The following is a 20,673-nucleotide window of genomic DNA, read 5'->3' on the forward strand; positions in this document are numbered from 1 at the left end:
ACTTTGGCAACGGCGTTGCGAAAGCGCAAGCGAGGTGCTGAGAATGGGTGGGTGAAGAGGAACCGCGCCGGGGGCGATGAGGGCCATGAGCGCCATGGGGCCAACCTGGCCGCGCTGCGGGACCACAACAGCGAGGTGCTGCTCGGACTGTTGCGGGACGCGGCCGGGAACGGGGCCAGCCGCGCGGAGCTGGCCCGGCGGACGGGGCTGACGCCCCAGGCGGTCAGCAAGATCACCGCTCGGCTGCGGGAGGCGGGCCTGGTCACCGAGGCGGGGCGGCGGGCCTCCACCGGGGGAAAGCCGGCGACCGCCCTGCGGCTGGTCCCCGAGGGTGCCCACGCCGTCGGGGTGCGGCTGGACCGTGCGGCGCTGACGGTCATCCTGGTGGATCTGGCCGGCACGGTGGTCGCCGAACGGAGCGTGCCGCTGTCCTTCGGCGCCGGCGCCGGGACAGTGCTGGACGTGGTGGCCGCCGAGGTGGCGGCGCTGCCGGTGACCGGCCGGACGGTGCTGGGCGTGGGCGTGGCCGCCCCGGGCCCGCTGGACCACCGGGCCGGGGTGCTGGGCCAGGTGACCGGCTTTCCCCAGTGGGACGGCTTTCCGCTGCGGGAGGCGCTCGCCGAACGGCTGAGCCTGCCGGTCGTCGTCGACAAGGACACCAACGCGGCCGCGCTGGGGCTGCTGCGCGGCCCCCACGCACACCGGGCGGACTCCTTCGCCTACCTCCACCTGGGCTCCGGCCTCGGCGCCGGGCTGGTCTTCGACGGTGCGGTGCACCGGGGCGCGCGCACCGGGGCGGGGGAGTTCGGGCACCAGGTGCTGAGCCTGGACGGCCCCGAGTGCGGCTGCGGCCGGCGCGGCTGCCTGGAGGCACTCTGCCTGGCCGCCCCCGGCCCGGCGGAGGCGGCCCGGCTCCTGGGGGTCGGCGCGGCCAACCTGGTGCGGCTGCTGGACATCGACCGGGTGGTGCTGGGAGGCGAACGGGTACTGGCGGACCCACGGCCCTACCTGGCCGAAGTCCGCGCGGCCGTCGGCGAGCCCGTCCCGGTGGAACTCACCCCCTCGGGCCCCCGGACGGTGGCCGAGGGCGCGGCGGAGCTGGTGCTGGCGCCGGTGTTCGGGCGGGGATGAGGGTCTGCCGGGCAGCGGCTGCGCGCCGGGGCGTGGGTGCCCCCAGTCGGAGCATGGCGGGGTCGTCCCATCGGGCGGGAAAGCGCGGCCGGTTGAGGGACCGCCACGCGTGCCGGGTAGGGACAATCGCATGTTCCTCGCCCTGGTCACCGCCGCCGCGTTCACGCTCGCTCCGGCCGTCGCCCTGCCCGCCGGGCCGCAGCCCGGGTGTGGTGACCCCGGGGGTGCCCGGTTCCCGATCGTCTCCCGGCTGGCCGGTGGCCCGGCCGTCTATGAGCCCGGGGAACCGCCGCACACCTGGCAGTTGGAGCTGCGCAACACCACCGGCGCCGAGTGCCGGGCCATCCACCCGGTCGCGGTCCTCGCCGACCGGGGCCGCGCGCTGCGTCCCGACCAGATCCGCCTGGACTTCTACGACCGGGGCGCCGCCCAGTGGCGCCCGGTCCGCTTCGAGCGGACCGAGGAGGCGGAGAACGTCGGGGTGCTGGACGGCACCCCCGGTTTCACCGTCCCCGCCCATGGCATGGCCGTGGTGCCGCTGCGGCTGGGCTTCACCGACCGGGCCCCGCGTGGCCCGGTCACCGCCAATGTCACCGCGGTGCAGCGGCGCGGCGGTGACGGGGCCTGGGTGGGGGAGTCCGAGGACTACGGCTTCACCGTGGGGCAGTCCGGCGATCGGCAGCCGGCCTCACCCGCGGCCTCACCCATGGCGTCCCAGCCGCCGGGGCGGCGGCCCGGACCGGCGGCCGGCGGCACCGGCGCCTCCGCCCCCGCCCCCGCCGTGGAGCCGCTGCCCGAACTCGCCGACACCGGCCGCGGCCGGGTGATGTACGCCCTGGCCGCTCTGGGCCTCGCGCTGACCGCTGCCGGGGCCGCCCTGCTGGCCGGAGCCCGGCGCCCGCACCGCTGACCCCGCCGGGGTGCGAAGATCGCGCCGTGGACAACAGGCACTACACGGACGGTACGACACCCGGCGCGCCCATCCGGGCCGGCATCCCCGAGCATGGGCGGATTCCCAAGTACTACGCGGTCAAGACCCAAGTGGCCGCGCTGCTCGACGAGTTGGGCGAGGGCGGGCTGCTGCCTACCGAGCGGGAGCTGGCCGTCCGCTTCGAGGTCTCACGGGAGACCGTCCGGCAGGCCCTGCGCGACCTGTTGCTGGAAGGGCGGCTGCGGCGGCTGGGGCGCGGCACGGTCGTCGCGGGCCCCAAGCTGGAGCAGCCGCTGTCCCTGGCCAGTTACACCGAGGGCGTACGCCGCCAGGGCCTGCGCCCCGGACGGAGCCTGGTCGGCCTGGACCGCTTCCCCTGCCCCCGCGCCCTGGCGCCCGACCTGGGGGTGGAGGCCGGCGCGCCCGTCTGGCACCTGGAGCGGGTGCTGCTCGCCGATGATGAGCGGGTCGGTCTGGAGAGCACTTATATCGCGGTGGAGCGAGCGCCCGGGCTGGACGCCGGGTTCGAGCCGGATTCCTCCTTCTACGGTTATCTGCGCGACAGCCTCGGCATCTGCTTCGGTGACGCCGACGAACGCCTGGAGACGGTGCTGGCCACGCCCCGTGAGGCCCTGCTCATCGGCACCCCGCCCGCGCTGCCCATGCTGCTGATCCACCGGGTGTCCAGGGACTCCGAGGGCCGCCCGCTGGAGCGGGTGCGCTCGCTCTACCGGGGGGACCGCTTCTCCTTTACGGCGCATCTGGGGTCTTAGGTCTGCATTGTTACCAGCGCGGGATGGAGGTAACGAGAAGATAACGGGTCTAGGCCAAGTTTGGCGGCCGGTTCACCGTGCCGTCGCCGGATGGACCGATCCATGTCACCCGGTCCCGGGACCGTTCGGGACATGCGAGTCATAGTCGTCGGAGCCGGCGTGCTGGGAACCATGCACGCCTGGCAGGCAGTCCAGCGCGGCCATCAGGTTGTGCACATCGAGCGGGAGGCCGAGGCCCGGGGCGCCTCGGTGCGGAACTTCGGGCTGGTCTGGGTCAGCGGCCGGGCCTCCGGTGAGGAGCTGGAAACGGCCCTGCGCGCCCGTGAGTTGTGGCAGGAGATCGGCGCCGAGGTGCCGGAGCTCGGCTTCCGCGCCAATGGCTCGCTGACGGTCGTCACCCATGACGCCGAACTGGATGTCGCCCGGGCGGCGCTGGCGCGCCCCGACGCGGCCGCCCGGGGCTTTGAACTCCTCGGCCCGGACCAGGTCCGCACCGTCAACCCGGCGCTGCGCGGCGAGCTGCTGGGGGCGCTGTGGTGCGAACGGGACGCCGCCGTGGAGCCGCGTACCGCTCAACGCGCCCTGCGCGCCGCCCTGTCGGCCTCCGGCCGTTACACCTTCCTGCCGGGACGCGAGGTCCGCGAGGTGGTCGGCGAACGCGCGGTCCGCGACGACCATGGCGAGATCCACCGCGGTGACGCGGTGGTGCTGTGCACCGGTGCCTGGCTGGGCGGCCTGGTCAGGGAGCTGGCCCCCGAACTGCCGGTGCGCCGGGTGCGGTTGCAGATGATGCAGACCGCCCCGCTGGGCGAGAAGCTCAGCACCTCGGTGGCCGACGCCGACAGCTTCCGCTACTACCCGGCCTACGCCGGCGACCGGCTGGACGCCCTGACCGCCGCCCGGCCTCAGCCCCCGGTGGCCGCCGCGCACAAGATGCAGCTGCTGATGGTCCAGCGCGCCGACGGCGGACTGACCATCGGCGACACCCATGAGTACGAGACACCCTTCGGCTTCGATGTGGACGAGGCGCCGTACGAGCATCTGACCGCCGCCGCCGAGCGGTTGCTCGGCCGTCCGCTGCCCGCGGTGCGGCGCCGCTGGGCCGGGGTCTACGCCCAGTGCCTGGACACCACCCGGGTGGTGCACCGGGAACGGGTCCGGGACGGGGTCTGGCTGGTCACCGGGCCCGGCGGGCGCGGCATGACCTGTTCCCCGGCGATCGCCGAAACCACCGCGAACACGATGGGCTGGTAACCGAGTTGAACAAGCGGATCACACTGGTGGTGCTGGACATGGCCGGCACCACCGTCGCGGACGACGGACTGGTCGAGCGGGCCTTCGAGGCGGCCGCCCGGCGGCTGGGCGTGCTGCCCGGCAGCCCGGAACACGTCGCCCAGCTCGCCCATGTGCGGGCCACCATGGGCGAATCGAAGATCTCCGTCTTCCGTCATCTCTTCGGTGACGAGGAGCGGGCCCGGACGGCCAACGCCGAGTTCGAGGCGGCCTACGGGCGGCTGGTGGCGGACGGCCACTGCGCACCGGTCCCCGGCGCCCGCGCCGCCATCGAGCGCCTGCGCGCCGAGGGGCGCACGGTGGTGCTCACCACCGGTTTCGCCCGGGTCACCCAGGACGCCATCCTGGCCGCGCTCGGCTGGGACGACGGCCTGGCCGACCTCACCCTCTGCCCGGCCGACGCCGGCGGCCGTGGCCGCCCGTACCCCGACATGGTGCTCATGGCACTGCTGCGCACCGGGGCGGCGGACTCGGTGGACCGGATCGCGGTCGCCGGGGACACCTCCTACGACATGCTCTCCGGCCGCCGGGCCGGCGCCGGGTTTGTGGCCGGTGTGACCACCGGGGCCCATGACGCGGACGCGCTGCGGGCGGCCGGCGCCACCCGGGTGCTCCCCTCGGTGGCCGGACTCCCGGACGCACTCGCCGAGTTCGAGCGCGGGGCGGAGGGCGGCTCATGACGGGCATCCGCTTCGAGGGGGTGACCGTCGCCTACGACGGCAATGTGGTGCTGGACAAGCTGGACCTCACGGTGGCACCCGGCGAGGTGATGGCCCTGCTGGGCCCGTCCGGCTCCGGCAAGACCACCGCGCTGCGGGCGGTGGCCGGCTTTGTCCGGCCCGACGCCGGGCGGGTGTTCCTCGGCGGCCGCGATGTCACCGGCCTCGCCCCGCACCGCCGTGGCGTGGGCATGGTGGTCCAGCAGTACGCCCTCTTCCCGCATATGCGGGTGGACGCCAATGTCGCCTTCGGCCTGAAGGCACGCCGGACGCCCCGCGCCGAGACCGCCCAACGGGTCGCCCAGGCGCTGGAGATGACCGGGATGGACGGATACGCCCGGCGCTATCCAGGTGAGCTGTCCGGCGGCCAGCAGCAGCGGGTGGCCATCGCCCGGGCCCTGGCCATCCGGCCGGATGTGCTGCTGCTGGACGAGCCGCTGTCCGCGCTGGACGCCCGGCTGCGCTCCGGAATGCTGGCCGAACTGGCCCGGCTGCACCGTGAGCTGCCCGGCCTCACCATGCTGTATGTCACCCATGACCAGATGGAGGCGCTGACCCTGGCCGACCGGATCGCGGTGATGGACCGCGCCCGGCTGCGGGAGTGCGGTACGCCCCGGGAGCTCTACCGGCGGCCGCGCGGCGCGTTCACGGCCTCCTTTGTGGGCAACGCCAATCTGCTGCCGGTGACGGTCACCGAGGGCGGGGTCCGGTTCGCCGGGCGGCGACTGGCGGTCGCGGACGCCCCGGCCGCCGCCCCCGGCTCCCCGGCCACGCTGTGCGTCCGCCCGCACCTGGTCGGCCTGGGAGCGGGGCCCAACGCCCTGCGCGGCAAGGTCACCGAGGTGCAGTGGCGGGGCGCCACCCACCGGCTGTATGCCGAGGTCGCCGGGCAGCGGGTGATGGCGGACCTGCGCGAACTGCGGGACGCGCCCGCGCTCGGCGACGAGGTGACGCTGCACTTCGCCGCCGAGGACGCGGTGCTGCTGCCCGCCGGGGAGCCCGCCGATGACTGACCGGCTCATACCGGAGACCGGCCCGCGGCCGCGCACGCTGCTCTGGGCCGCACCGCCCGTGGCCGCCCTCGCCCTGGTCTTCCTCTATCCGCTGGCGCTGGTCGTCCGGCAGTCCATCTCCCCCGACTCCGGCGGGACTTCACTGGATGCCTACCGCCAGGTATTCGCCCAGACCTCCTTCCGGGACGCGCTGGGCAACACCGTGCTGATCGCGCTGGGCGCCACCGCCGGCGCCCTGCTGCTCGGCTTCGCCCTCGCCCTGGTGATCGCCTTTGTGCCGTTCCCCGGCGGGCGGGCGCTCAGCCGGTTCATCGATGTCTTCCTGTCCTTCCCGTCCTTCCTGATCACCCTGGCCCTGCTGTTCGTCTATGGCACGGCCGGCATGGCCAACGGGCTGTGGACGGATGTCACCGGCGCGGCCGACGGGCCGTTCGACTTCCTGCACACGCCCTGGGGCGTACTGCTGGCCGAGATCACCTACTTCACGCCCATGGTGATGCGGCCGCTGCTGGCCTCCTTCGCCCAGCTGGAGACCGCGCAACTGGAGGCGGCCGCCTCGCTGGGCGCCCGGGCGCCGCGGATCGTCGGCCGGGTGATCCTCCCCGAGGCGCTGCCCGCGCTGGCGGCCGGCGGTTCGCTGGTGCTGGTGATGTGCCTCAACGAGTTCGGCATGGTGCTCTTCACCGGCGCCAAGGGCGTGACCACCCTGCCGATGCTGGTCTACGGCAAGGCCGTGCTGGACGGCGACTACCCCGGCGCCTGTGTGGTGGCGGTGGTCAATGTCGCCCTCTCGGTGACCCTTTACGGCCTCTACCGGCTGCTTGTCTCCCGTACCCGGTCCAGGAGGTGACCCGGCTGTGCTGATCTCCGGCCGTTACGCCCGGTGGGCGGTGTGGACCGTGTTCTTCGCGCTCTTCCTGCCCGTCTTCGCCCTGCCCTTCCTGGTCATCCTGGCCGCCTCGCTGGCCACCAACTGGAGCGGGGCGCTGCCCTCCGGGGCCACCCTGGCCCACTACCGGGACGCGTTCCACGGCGACGCCCTGGACGCCCTGACCACCAGCCTGCTGACCGCGCTGGCCGCCAGCCTGCTGGCGCTGACCGCCGGCACCTGGTCCGCGCTGGCCGCACAGGCCCTGCGCCGGCGCGCCCGGCGGCTGCTGGACGCCCTGTTCCTGCTGCCGGTCGCGGTGCCCTCGGTGGTCGTCGGCCTCTCCCTGCTGGTGGCCTTCTCCAAGCCGCCGCTGCTGCTCAACGGCACCCCGCAGATCGTGATCACCGCACATGCGGTGCTGGTCACCGCCTTTGCCCACCAGTCGGTGAGCGCCGCGCTGGCCCGGCTGGACCCGGTGTACGAGCAGAGCGCAGCCGGCCTGGGCGCCCGCCCGGCCCATGTGCTGTGGCGGGTGAAGCTCCCGCTGCTGCTGCCCTCGCTGTCGGCCGCCGGCGGGCTCTGCTTCGCCCTGTCCATGGGCGAGTTGAGCGCCACCATGATGCTCTACCCGCCCGACTGGCTGCCACTGCCGGTCAGGATCTTCGGCGCCACCGACCGGGGGGCGCTGTTCACCGGGGCGGCACTGGCCGTGGTGCTGATGGCCGGCACCCTGCTGGTCCTGTTCGCCGTCTCCCGGATCCGCACCCGAGCCACCTACCGCTGAACCAGCCCCGCGCACCAAGGAGTTCCGACACGTCATGGACCGCTACCGCAAGCCGCTCGCCGCCGCCCTCGGCACCCTCCTGCTGAGCGGCACCCTGGCCGCCTGCGGCGGCTCGGCGAACGCCGACGCCAAGGAGATCACCGTCTACAGCGCCGACGGCCTCAAGTCCGAGGACGGCAAGGGCTTTTACGACCAGGTCTTCGCCGACTTCCGGAAGGACACCGGGATCAAGGTCAGATATGTGGAGGGCGGCTCGGGCGAGATGGTGCAGCGCCTGGCCCGGGAACGCGCCAACACCCAGGCCGATGTGGTGGTCACCCTGCCGCCGTTCATCCAGCAGGCCGACGGCAAGGGGCTGCTGGCCGCCTACACCCCGGACGGCGCCGACAAGGTCGCGGCGGACGACAAGGACCCGGGCGGCAAATGGACCTCGGTGGTCAACAACTACCTCTGTTTTATCTACCACCAGTCCCAGCATGAGGCCCCGCCCAAGACCTGGCAGGACCTGCTGGACGAGAAGTACCGGGGCAAGCTCCAGTACTCCACCCCCGGTGTGGCCGGCGACGGAACGGCCGTACTGGTCAAGGCCATGCATGACTTCGGCGGCCAGGCACCCGCCCTGGACTATCTGAAGAAGCTCCAGAAGAACAACGTCGGCCCGTCCTCCTCCACCGGCCAGCTGGCCCCCAAGACCGACAAGGGCGAACTCCTGGTCGCCAACGGCGATGTCCAGATGAACTACGCCAACACCAAGACCATGCCCAACCAGGGCATCTTCTTCCCCGCCGGCCAGGACGGAAAGCCCACCACGCTCGCCCTGCCCTACGCCGCCGGCCTGGTGAACCACGCCCCGCACACCGCCAACGGCAAGAAGTTCCTGGACTATCTGCTCTCCGAGAAGGTCCAGCGCCAGGTCTCCTCGGTGGCCGGCGGCTTCGCGGCCCGTACCGACATCAAGGCCGAGGACCGCAACGCCGCCTCCCTGGCGAAGATCATGCAGGGGGTGGAGGTCTTCCGCCCGGACTGGGCCGGCATCGACAAGAACCTCACCTCCTATGTCAACGCCTGGAAGGCGGCCACCGGGAGCTGATTACCCTGGAGGTGCCGGGACGGTGCACAAGCGGCGCCGCCCCGGTTCCCCTCCCCACGGGCACACCTGGAGTCACGCAGTGGCAGAGCGCAAGCCGATCGAATCCTGGCTCACCGACATGGACGGTGTGCTGATGCACGAGGGCATCCCGGTCCCGGGTGCCGACACCTTCATCAAGCGGCTCCGCGACTCCGGCAAGCCCTTTCTGGTGCTGACCAACAACTCCATCTACACTCCGCGCGACCTCCAGGCCCGGCTGCGCCGCATCGGGCTGGATGTGCCGGTGGCCAACATCTGGACCTCGGCGCTGGCCACCGCCCAGTTCCTGGACGACCAGCGGCCCGGCGGCACCGCCTATGTCATCGGCGAGGCCGGGCTGACCACCGCCCTGCACGACATCGGCTATGTGCTCACCGACGCCGACCCGGACTATGTGGTGCTGGGCGAGACCCGCACCTACTCCTTCGAGGCGCTCACCAAGGCGATCCGGCTGATCAATGCCGGGGCCCGGTTCATCGCCACCAACCCGGACGAGACCGGGCCCTCCGCCGAGGGCGCGCTGCCCGCCACCGGCTCGGTGGCCGCCCTGATCACCAAGGCCACCGGCCGGGAGCCCTACTTCGTGGGCAAGCCCAACCCGCTGATGATGCGGGCCGGTCTGAACGCCATCGGCGCCCACTCGGAGACCAGCGCCATGATCGGTGACCGGATGGACACCGATGTGCTGGCCGGCCTGGAGGCCGGGATGGAGACCTTCCTGGTGCTCACCGGGCTGACCGGGCGCGACCAGATCGACCGCTACCCGTTCCGGCCGTCCCGGGTCGTCGACTCCATCGCGGACCTGGTCGAACTGGTCTGACCGGGGTCCGGGTCACTGAATGGAGTAATGCCGTCGCGGAGCGGATGCGCGGCCCCGCCCCGCCGGGTGAACCTCTGAAGCAGGAGGTTCACCATGCTCTCAGTCCGCTCCGCCCTGTGCGGCGCCCTGACGCTCCTGGCCGTCGGTGCCGTACCCGCCCACGCACTGGACGAGCCGTACATCCGGCTGGGAACCGTCGACTTCTACCCCATCGCCAGCAGACCCGGCTCCGAGGTGCGGATCCGGGCGGCCGGCTGCCGGGACGAGCGGGCCACCGCGGTCTCCGAGGCATTTGTCGCCAGCGCCCGGCTGGCCCGGGACACCACCGGGCATGTCGCCGACGCCACCGTCCGCTCCACCGTGCGCGCCGGCAGCTACCCGGTGCGGATCGACTGCGACGGGCACGACGGGGTGGCCCAGGGCCGGCTGGTGGTGGTCGACCAGGACGGACGGGACCGGCACCAGGGGCACGACGAAACGGACTCCTACCAGGCCCCGCCCGGCCTGGAGCACGACGGCCGCGATGACGAGCATGAGCGGTACGAGGGCCCGATGCCGGTGGCCCCGGAACCGGCCGGCGGAGGCGGCACCGCGCGCATGGCCGCCGGCGAGGCCCCCGGCATGCCCGGACTGATCGTCGGCGGCACCGGAGTGCTGATCGCCGGCGGGCTGATCTGGCACCGCCGCCGCAGCAACGCCGCCGGCAACAACGACCCCGAGCGCTGAGGGAACCGGTCCCCCGCCATGTCGGAGTCGGAACCGCGCACCGGGGGACCTGGCCGGCTGCTGACCGGAGCGGCCTGGGCCATACTGCTGCTCGCCCTGTGGCTGTGGGGGCGGGAGGCCACCGAGGGGCCCGGCACCATGGCGCCCGCCACCGGCGATATGGCCGCCGCGGGCCGTCCGCCCGCCCGGGCCCTGCCACCGCCGCTCCCGCCACTGCCCGGCGCCCGGCCCGAATCGCTGGCCATCCGCGGCCTGGGCCTGCGCGCCCCCGTGGAGGGCCATGGCCTGACCCCGCAGGGCGCGGTGGAACCGCCGCCGTACCAACGGCCGGGCGCGGTGGCCTGGTACCGCGACGGTACCCGGCCCGGCAGCCGGGGCACCGCCCTGCTGGTCGGCCATGTGGACACCGAAAGCGCCCCCGCGGTCTTCTACGACCTCGGCTCCCTCAAGCGGGGCGACACCGTCAGCGTCGGCCGGGACGACGGCTCCACCGCCGACTTCACCGTGGAGGAGGTCGCGGTGGTGGCCAAGGAGGGCTTCGACCCGGTACGGGTCTACGGCCCCCGCGACCCGGCCCGGGCCGAACTGCGGCTGATCACCTGCGGCGGCGAGTACGACCGCGCGCACCGCACCTACCGCGCCAATGTGGTGGTCTCCGCCTATCTGACCGGCACCGGACACCGATGAGACCCTCAGGTGAACAAAGTGAGCAGAGTGCTCCGGGAGAGCGATTCCGCCCGATGTCATGGTGTGATCGCACACGGTGTTCCCCACCGCTGTGCCAGCATGGGACGACCCGGTCGTTGTCCCGAGGAGCGCCCCAGAAGCCTCCCGGCGGTACACCCAAGGGGGAGTGGATGTACGGCAGTCACACCGGCCACACCCGCCCGGCCCATGCGGTCCTGGCGCGGGTGGGAACGGCGGCGGGAGCGCTGCTGCTGCTCGCCGGCTGCTCCTTCGACAGCAACTCCTCCCGGCCCGCGCCCGCCGGCAGCACGGCCGTACCGCCGCCGGCCCAGCGGCCCAAGGGGCAGTCCCCGTTCTGGGTGAACCCCGATGGCACCGCGGCCAAGGAGGAGAACCGGCTGCGGCAGGCCGGCAAGAACCAGGACGCCCAGCTGATCGGCAAGATCGCCGAACAGCCGATGGCCGAGTGGATCGGCGCCGACAACCCCGACGGCCAGACCCGGGGCTTCACCCAGGCCGCCGCCAAGGCCGACCGGGACGCCCTGCTGGTGCTCTACAACATCCCGCACCGTGACTGCGGCCAGTACTCCCAGGGCGGCGCCTCCGACGGCGACTCCTACCGGGCCTGGGTGAACAAGGCGGCCCAGGGCATCGGCGACCGCCGGGCCACGGTCATCCTGGAGCCCGACGCCCTGCCGCACATGGAGGACGGCTGCACCCCCCAGCGGTTCCACGAGGAGCGCTACGCCCTGCTCAAGGACGCCGTCACCAGGCTCAAGGAGCAGCCGCACACCAAGGTCTACCTGGACGCCGGCAACCCCAGCTGGGTCACCCCGGCCGACCGGATGGCCGAGCCGCTGGAGCGGGCCGGGATCGACAAGGCCGACGGCTTTGCGCTCAATGTCTCCAACTTCCAGACCACCGAGGCCAGCAAGGAGTACGGGCGCACCCTCTCCGAGCAACTCGGCGGCAAGCACTTTGTCATCGACACCAGCCGCAACGGCAATGGCCCGCTCTCCGACGGCGACGACCATGAGAAGGCCTGGTGCAACCCCTCCGGCCGGGCCCTGGGCGTACCCCCGACCAATGCCACCGGCGACCCGCTGGTGGACGCCTATCTGTGGGTGAAGCGGCCGGGGGAGTCGGACGGGCCCTGCAAGGGCGGCCCGGAGGCGGGCCAGTGGTGGGAGAGCTACGCCCTGGAGCTGGCCCGCAACGCCCGTGGCTGACCGGTAAGTTACTGCTGTCCGTCCTGCGGCACCCTGATCCACACCGCCTCGGAGGGCGTGCCCTGGTCATCGTCCACCATCAGCATGTACCAGCCGGGGGGCACCAGTGAGGGGTCCTTGGGCAGGGTGACGGTGATGCCGTCCGGGGTCCTGCCGAAGTCCAGGGCGATCGACCGCTGTTCGATGTTGGTGACATGGGTAAAGGAACCCGGCCGGATCAGCCGGGCCTTGGTCACCGGATGAACGGAACTGATCCGGTAGTGGGTGCTGCCGCCCAGCTTTACCGTCCGGTCCCCGGTGTCCCCGAACTCCGGCTTGGTGGCCCGGTAGCGGTAGGGCGGGGTGTAGAGGTCGATCTCCTGCTGGAAGGTGCCGGGGACGGTGTTGTCCTTGTCGCCGAAAAGCGAGTCGGAACCGAAGGTCATCACCCGTCCGTCCGGCAGCAGCAGGGCGCCGGAGTGGTAGTTGCGGCCCACCAGTGGATCGGCCACCGGGCGGGAGGTGTTGGCCTTGGGGTCGTAGATCTCGGCCCTGAGCACATTGGAGGCGCTGCGGCCCCGGTAGTCGCCCGAGCCATTGGTGGTGAGCAGGGTGTCGTCGGGGAGGATGACGCTGCTGGGGTAGCGGACCTTGGCATAGAGGCTGGGCCCGTCGTGGAAGCGCGGGCTGGAGTCGTGCAGATCGACGATCCGGGTCCGGGCGGTGACCTTCTTGTCCTCGCCCACCCCGCCGCCGCCCAGGACCATATAGCGCTGGTCCTGGGCGGGCGGCAGCAGCACGGACATGGAGGTCTCCAGGATGTCCGGGTCGCTGATGCCGGGAACCGGGGTGAAGCTGTTGCTGCCCAGGTCCCACAGCCCCGGGTCCCGGCCCTGGTCGGCCGGGCCGTAGCCGGCGTTGGAACCGGTGTAGAAGATCCGGCCCTTGTCGGTGAGGAAGAGCGCGGGGTAGGTGGGGAAGAAGCGCTGCTGGGGCAGGTAGCTCCACTTGCGGGTCCTGGGGTCGAAGATCTCGTTCTTGCCCGGGACCACCTGGCCGATCTCGTCCAGTCCGGAGACCGAGAGCACCCTGCCGTCCGCCAGCGTGGTCAGGGTGGGGTACCAGCGGGCCTCGTTCATCGGGTCGACCGGGATATAGCGCTCGGCCACCGGGTCGAACTCAAAGGAGTCCCTGATGCCCTGGAAGTCCTTCTTGTCGAAGGACAACTTGTTGGCGATGCCATAGGAGTTGCGGGCATCGTCGCCGCTGAGGCCCTCGATGCGGTAGTTGTCGGTGAGGCCCGTCTCGTATTTGGGGCCCTTGTGCAGCGCCTCCACATAGACCCGGGCGGTGCTGACGGTGACCTTGATCTTGCCGCCGTCCTGTTCCTTCTTGGCCCGCGGGACCAGCACCGGGTCCTTGGACTCAAAGGTCTTGCCGGTGCGGCCGCCGGTGAAGCGGGTGCCGGCGGGGAAGGTCATCGGCTTGTCGGGGTTCTCATTGTGGACGATCATCAGGCCGCCCGCCTTGGTGACATCGCCCTCCAGCTTCTCGTAGCGCTGGGTGCCGCCGGCCACCAGCAGCTTGCCGTCCGGGAGTTGGGTGTGCCCGGCGCAGAACAGGTCCTTGGGAGTGGGGATGTTCTTGTAGGTGTCCTTCACCGGGTCCCACAGGACCGTGCGGAAGGACTGGGCCTTGAAGTGGGCGGCGTTGTTGCCGGAGCCGGCCACCAGCAGCACCTTGCCGGTGTGCAGCAGGGCGGCGTGGATGGTGTTGATGCGGTACTCGTCGGGGACGTCCACCGCTTCCCAGTGGCCGTTCTTCGCCTTGTACGCGGGCCGGTTGATCTTGTACTGGTGGTACTGGCCGGAGGCGTAGCCCCAGATCGCCGGCGCGTTCATGCCCGCCAGTGCGAGGACGACCACCGAACCCACCGCGGTGCGGCGGGTGCGACGGCTGATCCGGTACGGCCGGAACTTCATCGGGTGGCCCCCTCGGGCTGCTGCTTGCTGTGGTGCAGGGACCACCACCAGGCGCCGATCGGCGCCAGGGTGATCAGCACGGCCAGTGCCGCCCAGGTGCGCATGGCCGCGTGGGTGTGGCCCAGGAAGAACGAGGCCACCAGCGAACCGCCGAAGACCGCGAGGAAGAACAGGTGGACGCGGAAGGTGCCGAAGAGGGTGTCCGGGCTGGCCGAGTCTCCCTTGGGGGTGACCACAAAGCGGCTCTTGCGGCGCAGCACGGCGTCCATCAGCGAGCGGGCGTAGATGGGCGCGGAGAGCGCGGACATCACCATCCCGGCCAGGCCGCCGGATCCCTCGGGCTCATGCGGGGAGACATTGTGCCGGCGGTTCCAGATGTAGAGGCCGATCTGCAGGGCGGCGGCGTCACTGTAGAGCATCATCCAGACCGAGGAGTCGATTCGGATGCCGGAGGCGCCGAGTCCCAGGAACAGCGCACAACTCAGGGCGCCCAGCATCCAGTTGACCGCGGTCATCGGGTAGTAGATCACCATCAGCGAGTAGTTGAGGAACTTGCCCGGGGAAAGACCGGCCGGAGCTCTCCAGAACTGCTTGAGGATGGTCTCGTAGGTGCCCCGGGACCAGCGCAGCTGCTGGGTGAAGAAGTCCGTCCAGGCATTCGGCCCCTCGCCCACCGCGAGCACATCCGGGGTGTATACCGAGCGCCAGCGGCGGCCGGTGGCCGGGTTGCGGTGGCGGTGCAGTTCGAAGCCGGTGGCCATGTCCTCGGTGATGGAGTCATAGAGGCCGCCGATGCCCTTGAGGGCGCTGACGCGGACCACGTTGTTGGTGCCGACGAACATGGGCGCGCCATAGCGGTTGCCGGCCCGCTGGATCAGGGCGTGGAAGAGGAACTGCTGGCTCTCCGCGGCTTTGGTGACGGCCGCCTGGTAGTTCCCGTACACCTGTGGTCCAACGACAAAGGCGACATCCGGGTCACGGAAGTAACCCAGCATCCGTTCCAGGAAGTTGGGCAGCGGAACATGGTCGGTGTCCACCGAGGCAAAGTAGTCGTACTCGTCTCCGTGGGCGTCCAGCCAGGCGTTGTAGTTGCCGTGTTTGGTCTTCGCCCGGTGCGGGCCCTTGGGCTGGTTCCACTTGTCCACTCCCTTGCGGGTGAAGTGGCGTACGCCCAGCCGCCGGCAGATGTCCTTGACCTCCGGGTCGTCGCCCTCGTCCAGCAGCCAGACGTGTACCGGGCCCCGGTGGCGCACCCGCACGGCGGCCTGCAGGGTGCGGGTCACCATCTCGACCGGCTCCTTGCCGGGGACAAAGGAGGTGAGGAAGGCGACCTTGGTGCCGTTCTGCGGGACCACGGGTATCGGGTCGCGGGCCACCAGGGTGGCATGGGCGTTGGAGGCCACGTTCATGGTGCGGAACAGCTCGATGAGGCCGATGGACACCAGCATCACGGTGTCCAGGGTCCGCATCAGGAGGGTGCCGTTCTGCCGGTGGGTCCAGTGCGCGGGCTGCATCAGCCAGATCAGCAGCGCCAGGGAGACCACCGGGGCCAGGCCCAGCAGCAGGGCGGCCTGCACCCGGTGCGGTTCCTCGGCCAGCAGGCTGCGGTAGCGGACCCGGTAGGGGCCGGGGCCGGGGTCGGTCAGCGGCCCGGCCAGCCGGCTGTAGTGCTCGTAGTCGTAGCGTGGGCGGGTTCTGTGGTGGGGCGGGTGGACGGGCCGGGAAACCGGGCCGTACCGCCGGCCGTCCGGAGTGGCCGGAGCGGGGACCCGCACCCGGGTGGTCCCGGACGGGTCAAGGGTGTGCCGCCGGGCATCGGCAGGCGTGGATGTCATGAGTCATTCCCCCCGCACGCAGCTTCGGCTGCGTGGTGTGCGCGTTCACCGGGCCCTGGCCGGCCCCCTCGACCGGCGTGGCCCCCGGGTGCCGGCTCCCTCCGGCACCGTCCAACTCCCCTGGATGATCGTGATGTTGGGCAGAGTCGGCCGGTTCAGGATCTCTGACGGGCCATCATGATCGCAAGGGTGAAACAACCTGTTTACCGGGCAAAGCGGTACGTCAGGCGAAGGTGAGTGCGAATGTTGCAAAAATGATCGCGAATGGCCGCTTCCGCTCGTACCGCGTCACCCGCCCGTACCGCCGCGACGATCTCGCGGTGCCGGGCGCAGGCGGCGCGCGGATCGGCGGAGCGCTGCTCGGGCAGATCCGCGCGTACCCGGCGGTAGGCGTTCCAGAACGCCTCCAGGACCTCGCTCAGCAAGGGGTTGTCCAGCCCCCGGCAGAGCGCGGCATGAAAGGCCCGGTCGGTCTCCACCCGCACCGGTCCGTCCAGCGCCTCCTCCTCCATCCGGGTCACCAGGGCGTCCAGCTCGGCCAGGTCCGCCTCGGGCAGGCGTCCGGCCAGCCGCCCGGCCAGGCCCGTCTCCAGCGCCTCGCGCAGCTCCAGCAGCTGGAGCAGGCTGTCCTCGCCCCGGTAGTGGCCGGCGACGGTGCGGAAGGCCAGGCCCTCGGTGATCGGCCCCATGGACATCGGCCCCACATAGGTGCCGAAGCCATGCCGGATCTCCACGATGCCCATGGCCTGCAGTGCTTTGAGCGCTTCCCGGACGCAGGTGCGGCCCGCGCCCAGCAGCTCGGTCAGCTCCCGCTCGGAGGGCATGACCGCCCCCGGCGGCAGCCGGCGGTCGATGATCAGCTGCTTGATCCGCTCCAGCAGGTCACTCGCCATTGGGAGACTGTGCCCTGCCAGGATCCGCTTGGCCAGCACACCTAAGCCTTGGGGAACGCTTAAGGGCCCCTCACCACTGGTGAGAGGCCCTTAAACCGTCTGTGCGCCGCCAGGGACTCGAACCCCGGACCCGCTGATTAAGAGTCAGCTGCTCTAACCAACTGAGCTAGCGGCGCCTGCTGACAGAGAAAACTCTACCTCACGCCTGGGGGTGCCCTTGACCACCCCGGTGGGCTACACCCCTGGTCCCGGCCTTGGAAGCCCGTCCCGCCTGGGCGAACGCGCCGGCGCGGGGCCGCCGACCCGGGCTCCTCGGGGTGCGCGGCGGGCGCACCGCTGAGAGGCTGCACTACGGACTGTGCGCGAAAGGCGGCAGAGCGATGCGTGCTTCCGGCTGCGAGGAGATACCCGGCGACTGCGGCTGCACCCCCTGCGCCCAGGCGCGGGCCGCGGGTGCGACGGGCGAGGGCGCGGTGCGCCGGTGCGCCGTACGCGGAGTGATTGTGGCGGCCGTCGGGGCCGCGGTGCTGGCCGGGCCGGGGACGGCCGCCGCCGGGCCGCCGGATGCCGCGCCCAGCCGGGCGGCGCGGCCGGAGGAGCCGGGGGTGGTACCGGCGGACGGCGGGCCGGAGGCGCCCGGCGCGGCGCCGGCCGGCGAGAGCGCTCCGGCGGACGGCGGGGCGGTGGCCGTGCTTCCGGAGGAGCCGGCCCGGCCGGCGGCGGCCGAGTCCGCCGGCGGCCGCCCGGAGGGCGTCACACCGGCCGGCCCCCTGGAGCCCGCCGTCGCCTACGCCCTGGCGCACCGGGGGGACCCCTATGCGCTGGGCGGCACCGGGCCGCACCGCTGGGACTGCTCCGGGCTGGTGCAGCAGGCGTACCGCCGGGTCGGGGTGAGCCTGCCGAGGGTCGCCGCCGACCAGTACCGGGCCACCCGGCGCATCAAGCGCGGCGCGCTGCGCCGGGGCGACCTGGTTTTCTGGTCCAGCGACGGCCGGGCCTCCGGCGTCCACCATGTGGCCATCTACCTGGGGAACGGGCAGTACCTGGAGGCGGCCAAGCCGGGCACCAAGGTGCGGGTGTCCACCTTCGCCCACTACAGCCCCAACCTCTATGGCCGGGTGGACCCGCCGGACGACTCCTGTGACGAGGACGACGATGACGGCTGTGACTGAGGGCTGTGACCGAGGGCTGTGACCGAGGGCCGCGGCTGACGGCCGGGCGCGGGGTCCATCCGGGGTGCCGGCATGGGGATCACCGAACTGGCGGCCGAAGCCTGGCGGCCGAAGCCTGGCGGCTGGCGGGCCGCGCCGGGGAACGCACCGCACTGGGCATCGCCGGGCCGCCCGGGGCCGGGAAGTCCACGCCGGCCCGGGCCTGTCCGGCCCGGCTCTGGTACCTGGAGACGGTCGATGAGCTTCGTCAACGGCGGCTGGTGGAACGGCAGTTGGCTGGTGGCCGGGATGCGGCGGGGGCGCCGGCCTGGGTGCGGGGCAATGACGGGCCCCATGGTGACCAGGTCGAGGCGTCCCGGGCGAACACCGACCGAATTGTCGCGCACTTTGGCCTGGACATGACCATTGGAGGGGTCTAGTCTCCGAGTTGGTCTAGACCGCACCCCCCATCGGACTCAAGAACCCCCCACGTTCTCGAGGAGCGCAGCATGCGCAAAAAGATCAGTGCGGTGATCGTCGGCTGTTCACTCGCCTGGGTGTCGGTGCTGTCCACCGCGGGCACCGCCAGCAGCCACGGCTACGCCGACGCCCCCACCAGCCGCCAGGAGTTCTGTGCCCAGGGCACGGTGCAGGACTGCGGTGAGATCCAGTGGGAGCCGCAGAGCGTCGAGGGGCCCAAGGGCTTCCCGGACGCCGGCCCCGCCGACGGCACCCTCTGTGCGGGCGGCAACAGCCGCTTCGCCGAACTCGACGACCCGCGCGGTGGCGCCTGGCCCACCACCGCTCTCACGGCGGGCCAGGACTACACCTTCCGCTGGCGGCTGACGGCCCGCCACGCCACCAGCGACTTCCGCTACTACCTCACCAATGACACCTATGACCCCAGTCGGCCGCTGACCCGCTCCGAACTGGAGCCGGAGCCGTTCCTGACGGTGCCCTACGACGGCCGGGTGCCGGAGTCCGCCATCGTCGAACACCAGGGGACCATTCCGGCCGGGAAGTCCGGCCGGCAGCTGATCCTCGCGGTGTGGACCATCGCGGATACCGGCAACGCCTTCTACGCCTGTTCGGATGTGCAGTTCTGATCCTCTTCCGCGGCCGGCGTCCGGCCGCGGAAGGCATAGCGGGCCAGCGCGCCCGCGACCAGCAGGGCGATGACGGCCAGCAGTGCGTAGTCGGGCACCGCGTCGCCCACCCGGGAGGCCAGCTCCTCCAGCCGGAACTCCTGGTCGGCGTCGAGCACCCCGGGCAGGCCGGTGGTGCCGTCATAGCGCAGGAAGAGCACCCCGATGCCGATGAAGAACAGCCCGGACACCAGGGAGGTGGTGTGCAGCCGCAGCCGTCCCACCCGTAGTTCGCGCCCGCGCAGCCAGCCGCGGGTGCCCAGCCGGAAGCGGTCCCAGCACAGGGCCAGGACGAACAGTGGCAGCGCCATGCCCAGCGCGTAGACGGCCAGCATGGACGCCCCGTACACCGGGTTGCCGTGCACCGCGGTCACGGTGAGCACCGCGCCCAGGATGGGGCCCGCGCAGAACCCGGCCAGGCCGTAGACACAGCCCAGCAGGAAGGTGGTGGCGGCGGTGCGCGGGGTGAGCCGGCCGGCCGCCCGCTGGGCGCGGCGGGAGGCGAAGCCCAGGCCCAGGATCTGGGCCGCGCCCATGGCGATCACCGTCCAGCCGCCGAGGGTGATCAGCAGCTCGCGATGGCCGTTGAAGAGCCGGCTGGCGGCCGTGGAGGCGGCGCCCAGCGGCACCAGCGTGGTGGCCAGCCCCAGGTAGAAAACACTTGTGCGCAGCAGCAGCCGGCCGGGACTGGCCAGCGAGTAGGCGAAGAAGGCCGGCAGCAGCAGCGCGCTGCACGGACTGACCAGGGCGAGGACGCCGCCCAGAAAGGCGGCGAGGTAGCCGATGTCGCTCACTTCTTCGCCTCGGCCGCGGCCTTGGCCTGCTCGATGGCCCGCTCGAACTCCGCCATCGGCTGGGCCCCGGCCACCGGCCGGCCGCCCACCAGGAAGGACGGGGTGCTCTGCACACCCAGTCCATAGCCCTCCTCCTGGTCCTTCTTGACGGCCGATGCGGAGGCGGATCCCTTGAGGTCCTCGCGGAACCTGTCCAGGTCCTTCACCCCGGCGTCCTCGGCCATGCCGACCAGCTTGTCCTCGGCGAGCGCGTCGCCCTTACGGGTCTTGGCGTAGAGCTCGTCGTGGAACTGCCAGAACCGGCCCTGCTGTCCGGCCGCCCAGGAGGCGCGGGCGGCCCGGACCGAAGGCTCGCCGAAGATCGGGAAGTTACGGAACTCGATGCGCAGCACCCCGGAGTCCACATACTTCTTCACCAGCCGGGGCTGGCTCTCCCGGGTGAAGCGGCCGCAGAAGGAGCACTGGTAGTCGGCGTACTCCATCAGCACCACCGGGGCGTCGGCGCGGCCGAGGGCCAGCGGGTCGTCCTTCGCGCGGCGGCTGGTGGTGCTCGCCAGCTGGTCGTAGAGCTTCTGCTGGGGGTCGGCGGAGGGACTGCCGGAGGCGGTGGGCCGGTGCTTGCCGGAGCCCTCGGAGCCGCCGGCGAGGGCGATGCCGGCCGCGACCACGGCGACCACCAGGGCGAGGACGGCGCCGATGGCGGCCAGACGGCGGGCAGGGGTGAGGGCGGCCTTCTCAGGCACCTTCTTGGACATAGATCTGTATATCTCCGTGCGTCATGCGAAATC

The 20,673-nt window shown here is 71.9% G+C and carries 21 protein-coding genes and 1 tRNA gene; 16 read left to right on the forward strand and 6 right to left on the reverse strand.

The genetic code is table 11. From position 1 onward, the window contains the following. The first annotated feature begins 51 nt into the window (after positions 1 to 51). The 13 genes from ACIHFE_RS00270 to ACIHFE_RS00330 all read left to right on the forward strand — a co-directional run bounded on the left by ACIHFE_RS00270 (position 52) and on the right by ACIHFE_RS00330 (position 12,106). Entirely contained in the window at positions 52 to 1,131 is a 1,080-nt protein-coding gene (locus ACIHFE_RS00270; RefSeq protein WP_400102959.1) for an ROK family transcriptional regulator, read from the forward strand. A 130-nt stretch (positions 1,132 to 1,261) separates the two neighbouring features. Beyond that, positions 1,262 to 2,041, forward strand: a complete 780-nt coding sequence (locus ACIHFE_RS00275; RefSeq protein ID WP_400102961.1) for a hypothetical protein — start codon at positions 1,262 to 1,264, stop codon at positions 2,039 to 2,041. Positions 2,042 to 2,067: 26 nt separating this feature from the next. Beyond that, complete coding sequence (locus ACIHFE_RS00280; protein ID WP_400102964.1) at positions 2,068 to 2,835, forward strand: GntR family transcriptional regulator; 768 nt, start codon at positions 2,068 to 2,070, stop codon at positions 2,833 to 2,835. Positions 2,836 to 2,967: 132 nt separating this feature from the next. Further along, entirely contained in the window at positions 2,968 to 4,089 is a 1,122-nt protein-coding gene (locus ACIHFE_RS00285; RefSeq protein WP_400102966.1) for a TIGR03364 family FAD-dependent oxidoreductase, read from the forward strand. A 5-nt stretch (positions 4,090 to 4,094) separates the two neighbouring features. Then, positions 4,095 to 4,808 carry a phosphonatase-like hydrolase gene (locus tag ACIHFE_RS00290; protein WP_400102968.1) on the forward strand — a complete coding sequence of 238 codons (714 nt, stop codon included), beginning with the start codon at positions 4,095 to 4,097 and terminating at the stop codon, positions 4,806 to 4,808. Beyond that, complete coding sequence (locus tag ACIHFE_RS00295) at positions 4,805 to 5,860, forward strand: ABC transporter ATP-binding protein (RefSeq protein ID WP_400102970.1); 1,056 nt, start codon at positions 4,805 to 4,807, stop codon at positions 5,858 to 5,860. Before ACIHFE_RS00290 ends, ACIHFE_RS00295 begins: the two co-directional genes overlap by 4 nt. Continuing rightward, positions 5,853 to 6,710 carry a 2-aminoethylphosphonate ABC transporter permease subunit gene (locus ACIHFE_RS00300; RefSeq protein WP_400102972.1) on the forward strand — a complete coding sequence of 286 codons (858 nt, stop codon included), beginning with the start codon at positions 5,853 to 5,855 and terminating at the stop codon, positions 6,708 to 6,710. Before ACIHFE_RS00295 ends, ACIHFE_RS00300 begins: the two co-directional genes overlap by 8 nt. Positions 6,711 to 6,717: 7 nt before the next feature. Next, the gene (locus tag ACIHFE_RS00305) at positions 6,718 to 7,515 is read left to right on the forward strand and encodes an ABC transporter permease (RefSeq protein WP_400102974.1); all 798 of its coding nucleotides are present in this window, start codon (positions 6,718 to 6,720) and stop codon (positions 7,513 to 7,515) included. 34 nt (positions 7,516 to 7,549) lie between these two features. Then, positions 7,550 to 8,605 carry a 2-aminoethylphosphonate ABC transporter substrate-binding protein gene (locus ACIHFE_RS00310; RefSeq protein WP_400102976.1) on the forward strand — a complete coding sequence of 352 codons (1,056 nt, stop codon included), beginning with the start codon at positions 7,550 to 7,552 and terminating at the stop codon, positions 8,603 to 8,605. A 79-nt stretch (positions 8,606 to 8,684) separates the two neighbouring features. Beyond that, entirely contained in the window at positions 8,685 to 9,464 is a 780-nt protein-coding gene (locus ACIHFE_RS00315) for an HAD-IIA family hydrolase (RefSeq protein WP_400102978.1), read from the forward strand. Between the two features lie 93 nt (positions 9,465 to 9,557). Beyond that, positions 9,558 to 10,190, forward strand: coding sequence for a hypothetical protein (locus ACIHFE_RS00320; protein ID WP_400102980.1), 633 nt, complete (start codon positions 9,558 to 9,560; stop codon positions 10,188 to 10,190). Positions 10,191 to 10,208: 18 nt separating this feature from the next. Then, positions 10,209 to 10,877, forward strand: coding sequence for a class F sortase (locus ACIHFE_RS00325; RefSeq protein WP_400102982.1), 669 nt, complete (start codon positions 10,209 to 10,211; stop codon positions 10,875 to 10,877). A 170-nt stretch (positions 10,878 to 11,047) separates the two neighbouring features. After that, complete coding sequence (locus tag ACIHFE_RS00330; RefSeq protein ID WP_400102984.1) at positions 11,048 to 12,106, forward strand: glycoside hydrolase family 6 protein; 1,059 nt, start codon at positions 11,048 to 11,050, stop codon at positions 12,104 to 12,106. Positions 12,107 to 12,114: 8 nt separating this feature from the next. Here ACIHFE_RS00330 and ACIHFE_RS00335 read toward each other — a convergent pair whose 3' ends face one another. The 4 genes from ACIHFE_RS00335 to ACIHFE_RS00350 form a co-directional block, all read right to left on the reverse strand. Then, the gene (locus ACIHFE_RS00335) at positions 12,115 to 14,067 is read right to left on the reverse strand and encodes a galactose oxidase-like domain-containing protein (protein WP_400102986.1); all 1,953 of its coding nucleotides are present in this window, start codon (positions 14,065 to 14,067) and stop codon (positions 12,115 to 12,117) included. Continuing rightward, positions 14,064 to 15,902, reverse strand: coding sequence for a glycosyltransferase family 2 protein (locus tag ACIHFE_RS00340; protein ID WP_400102988.1), 1,839 nt, complete (start codon positions 15,900 to 15,902; stop codon positions 14,064 to 14,066). The genes ACIHFE_RS00335 and ACIHFE_RS00340 overlap by 4 nt, the downstream gene beginning before the upstream one ends. A gap of 203 nt (positions 15,903 to 16,105) precedes the next feature. After that, positions 16,106 to 16,795 carry a FadR/GntR family transcriptional regulator gene (locus ACIHFE_RS00345; protein WP_400102990.1) on the reverse strand — a complete coding sequence of 230 codons (690 nt, stop codon included), beginning with the start codon at positions 16,793 to 16,795 and terminating at the stop codon, positions 16,106 to 16,108. A gap of 102 nt (positions 16,796 to 16,897) precedes the next feature. Beyond that, a tRNA-Lys gene (locus ACIHFE_RS00350) sits at positions 16,898 to 16,971 on the reverse strand. Positions 16,972 to 17,175: 204 nt separating this feature from the next. Between ACIHFE_RS00350 and ACIHFE_RS00355 the strand changes: the two genes are divergently transcribed. The 3 genes from ACIHFE_RS00355 to ACIHFE_RS00365 all read left to right on the forward strand — a co-directional run bounded on the left by ACIHFE_RS00355 (position 17,176) and on the right by ACIHFE_RS00365 (position 19,052). Beyond that, positions 17,176 to 17,967, forward strand: coding sequence for a C40 family peptidase (locus ACIHFE_RS00355; RefSeq protein WP_400102992.1), 792 nt, complete (start codon positions 17,176 to 17,178; stop codon positions 17,965 to 17,967). 5 nt (positions 17,968 to 17,972) lie between these two features. Next, a complete protein-coding gene (locus ACIHFE_RS00360) occupies positions 17,973 to 18,386 on the forward strand; it encodes a hypothetical protein (RefSeq protein ID WP_400102994.1) in 414 nt (137 codons plus the stop codon). Positions 18,387 to 18,455: 69 nt separating this feature from the next. Continuing rightward, on the forward strand, positions 18,456 to 19,052 hold the full coding sequence (locus ACIHFE_RS00365; RefSeq protein WP_400102996.1) for a lytic polysaccharide monooxygenase: 597 nt from the start codon (positions 18,456 to 18,458) through the stop codon (positions 19,050 to 19,052). Here the strand turns inward: ACIHFE_RS00365 and ACIHFE_RS00370 are convergent. Both ACIHFE_RS00370 and ACIHFE_RS00375 read right to left on the reverse strand, forming a co-directional pair. Further along, positions 19,025 to 19,885, reverse strand: a complete 861-nt coding sequence (locus ACIHFE_RS00370; RefSeq protein ID WP_400102998.1) for a cytochrome c biogenesis CcdA family protein — start codon at positions 19,883 to 19,885, stop codon at positions 19,025 to 19,027. The genes ACIHFE_RS00365 and ACIHFE_RS00370 overlap by 28 nt on opposite strands. Beyond that, positions 19,882 to 20,640: a DsbA family protein gene (locus ACIHFE_RS00375; protein WP_400103000.1), complete on the reverse strand. Its 759-nt coding sequence runs from the start codon at positions 20,638 to 20,640 to the stop codon at positions 19,882 to 19,884. Before ACIHFE_RS00375 ends, ACIHFE_RS00370 begins: the two co-directional genes overlap by 4 nt. Positions 20,641 to 20,673 lie beyond the last annotated feature (33 nt).

Source organism: Streptomyces sp. NPDC052396 (genome assembly GCF_044593195.1).
Lineage (GTDB): Bacteria > Actinomycetota > Actinomycetes > Streptomycetales > Streptomycetaceae > Streptomyces.

Coding starts and splice junctions, on each gene's coding strand:
- ACIHFE_RS00325 (WP_400102982.1), top strand. CDS start 10,209: ATGTCGGAGTCGGAACCGCGCACCGGGGGACCTGGCCGGCTGCTGACC.
- ACIHFE_RS00275 (WP_400102961.1), top strand. CDS start 1,262: ATGTTCCTCGCCCTGGTCACCGCCGCCGCGTTCACGCTCGCTCCGGCC.
- ACIHFE_RS00330 (WP_400102984.1), top strand. CDS start 11,048: ATGTACGGCAGTCACACCGGCCACACCCGCCCGGCCCATGCGGTCCTG.
- ACIHFE_RS00320 (WP_400102980.1), top strand. CDS start 9,558: ATGCTCTCAGTCCGCTCCGCCCTGTGCGGCGCCCTGACGCTCCTGGCC.
- ACIHFE_RS00295 (WP_400102970.1), top strand. CDS start 4,805: ATGACGGGCATCCGCTTCGAGGGGGTGACCGTCGCCTACGACGGCAAT.
- ACIHFE_RS00300 (WP_400102972.1), top strand. CDS start 5,853: ATGACTGACCGGCTCATACCGGAGACCGGCCCGCGGCCGCGCACGCTG.
- ACIHFE_RS00375 (WP_400103000.1), bottom strand. CDS start 20,640: ATGTCCAAGAAGGTGCCTGAGAAGGCCGCCCTCACCCCTGCCCGCCGT.
- ACIHFE_RS00365 (WP_400102996.1), top strand. CDS start 18,456: ATGCGCAAAAAGATCAGTGCGGTGATCGTCGGCTGTTCACTCGCCTGG.
- ACIHFE_RS00310 (WP_400102976.1), top strand. CDS start 7,550: ATGGACCGCTACCGCAAGCCGCTCGCCGCCGCCCTCGGCACCCTCCTG.
- ACIHFE_RS00345 (WP_400102990.1), bottom strand. CDS start 16,795: ATGGCGAGTGACCTGCTGGAGCGGATCAAGCAGCTGATCATCGACCGC.
- ACIHFE_RS00285 (WP_400102966.1), top strand. CDS start 2,968: ATGCGAGTCATAGTCGTCGGAGCCGGCGTGCTGGGAACCATGCACGCC.
- ACIHFE_RS00355 (WP_400102992.1), top strand. CDS start 17,176: ATGCGTGCTTCCGGCTGCGAGGAGATACCCGGCGACTGCGGCTGCACC.
- ACIHFE_RS00335 (WP_400102986.1), bottom strand. CDS start 14,067: ATGAAGTTCCGGCCGTACCGGATCAGCCGTCGCACCCGCCGCACCGCG.
- ACIHFE_RS00340 (WP_400102988.1), bottom strand. CDS start 15,902: ATGACATCCACGCCTGCCGATGCCCGGCGGCACACCCTTGACCCGTCC.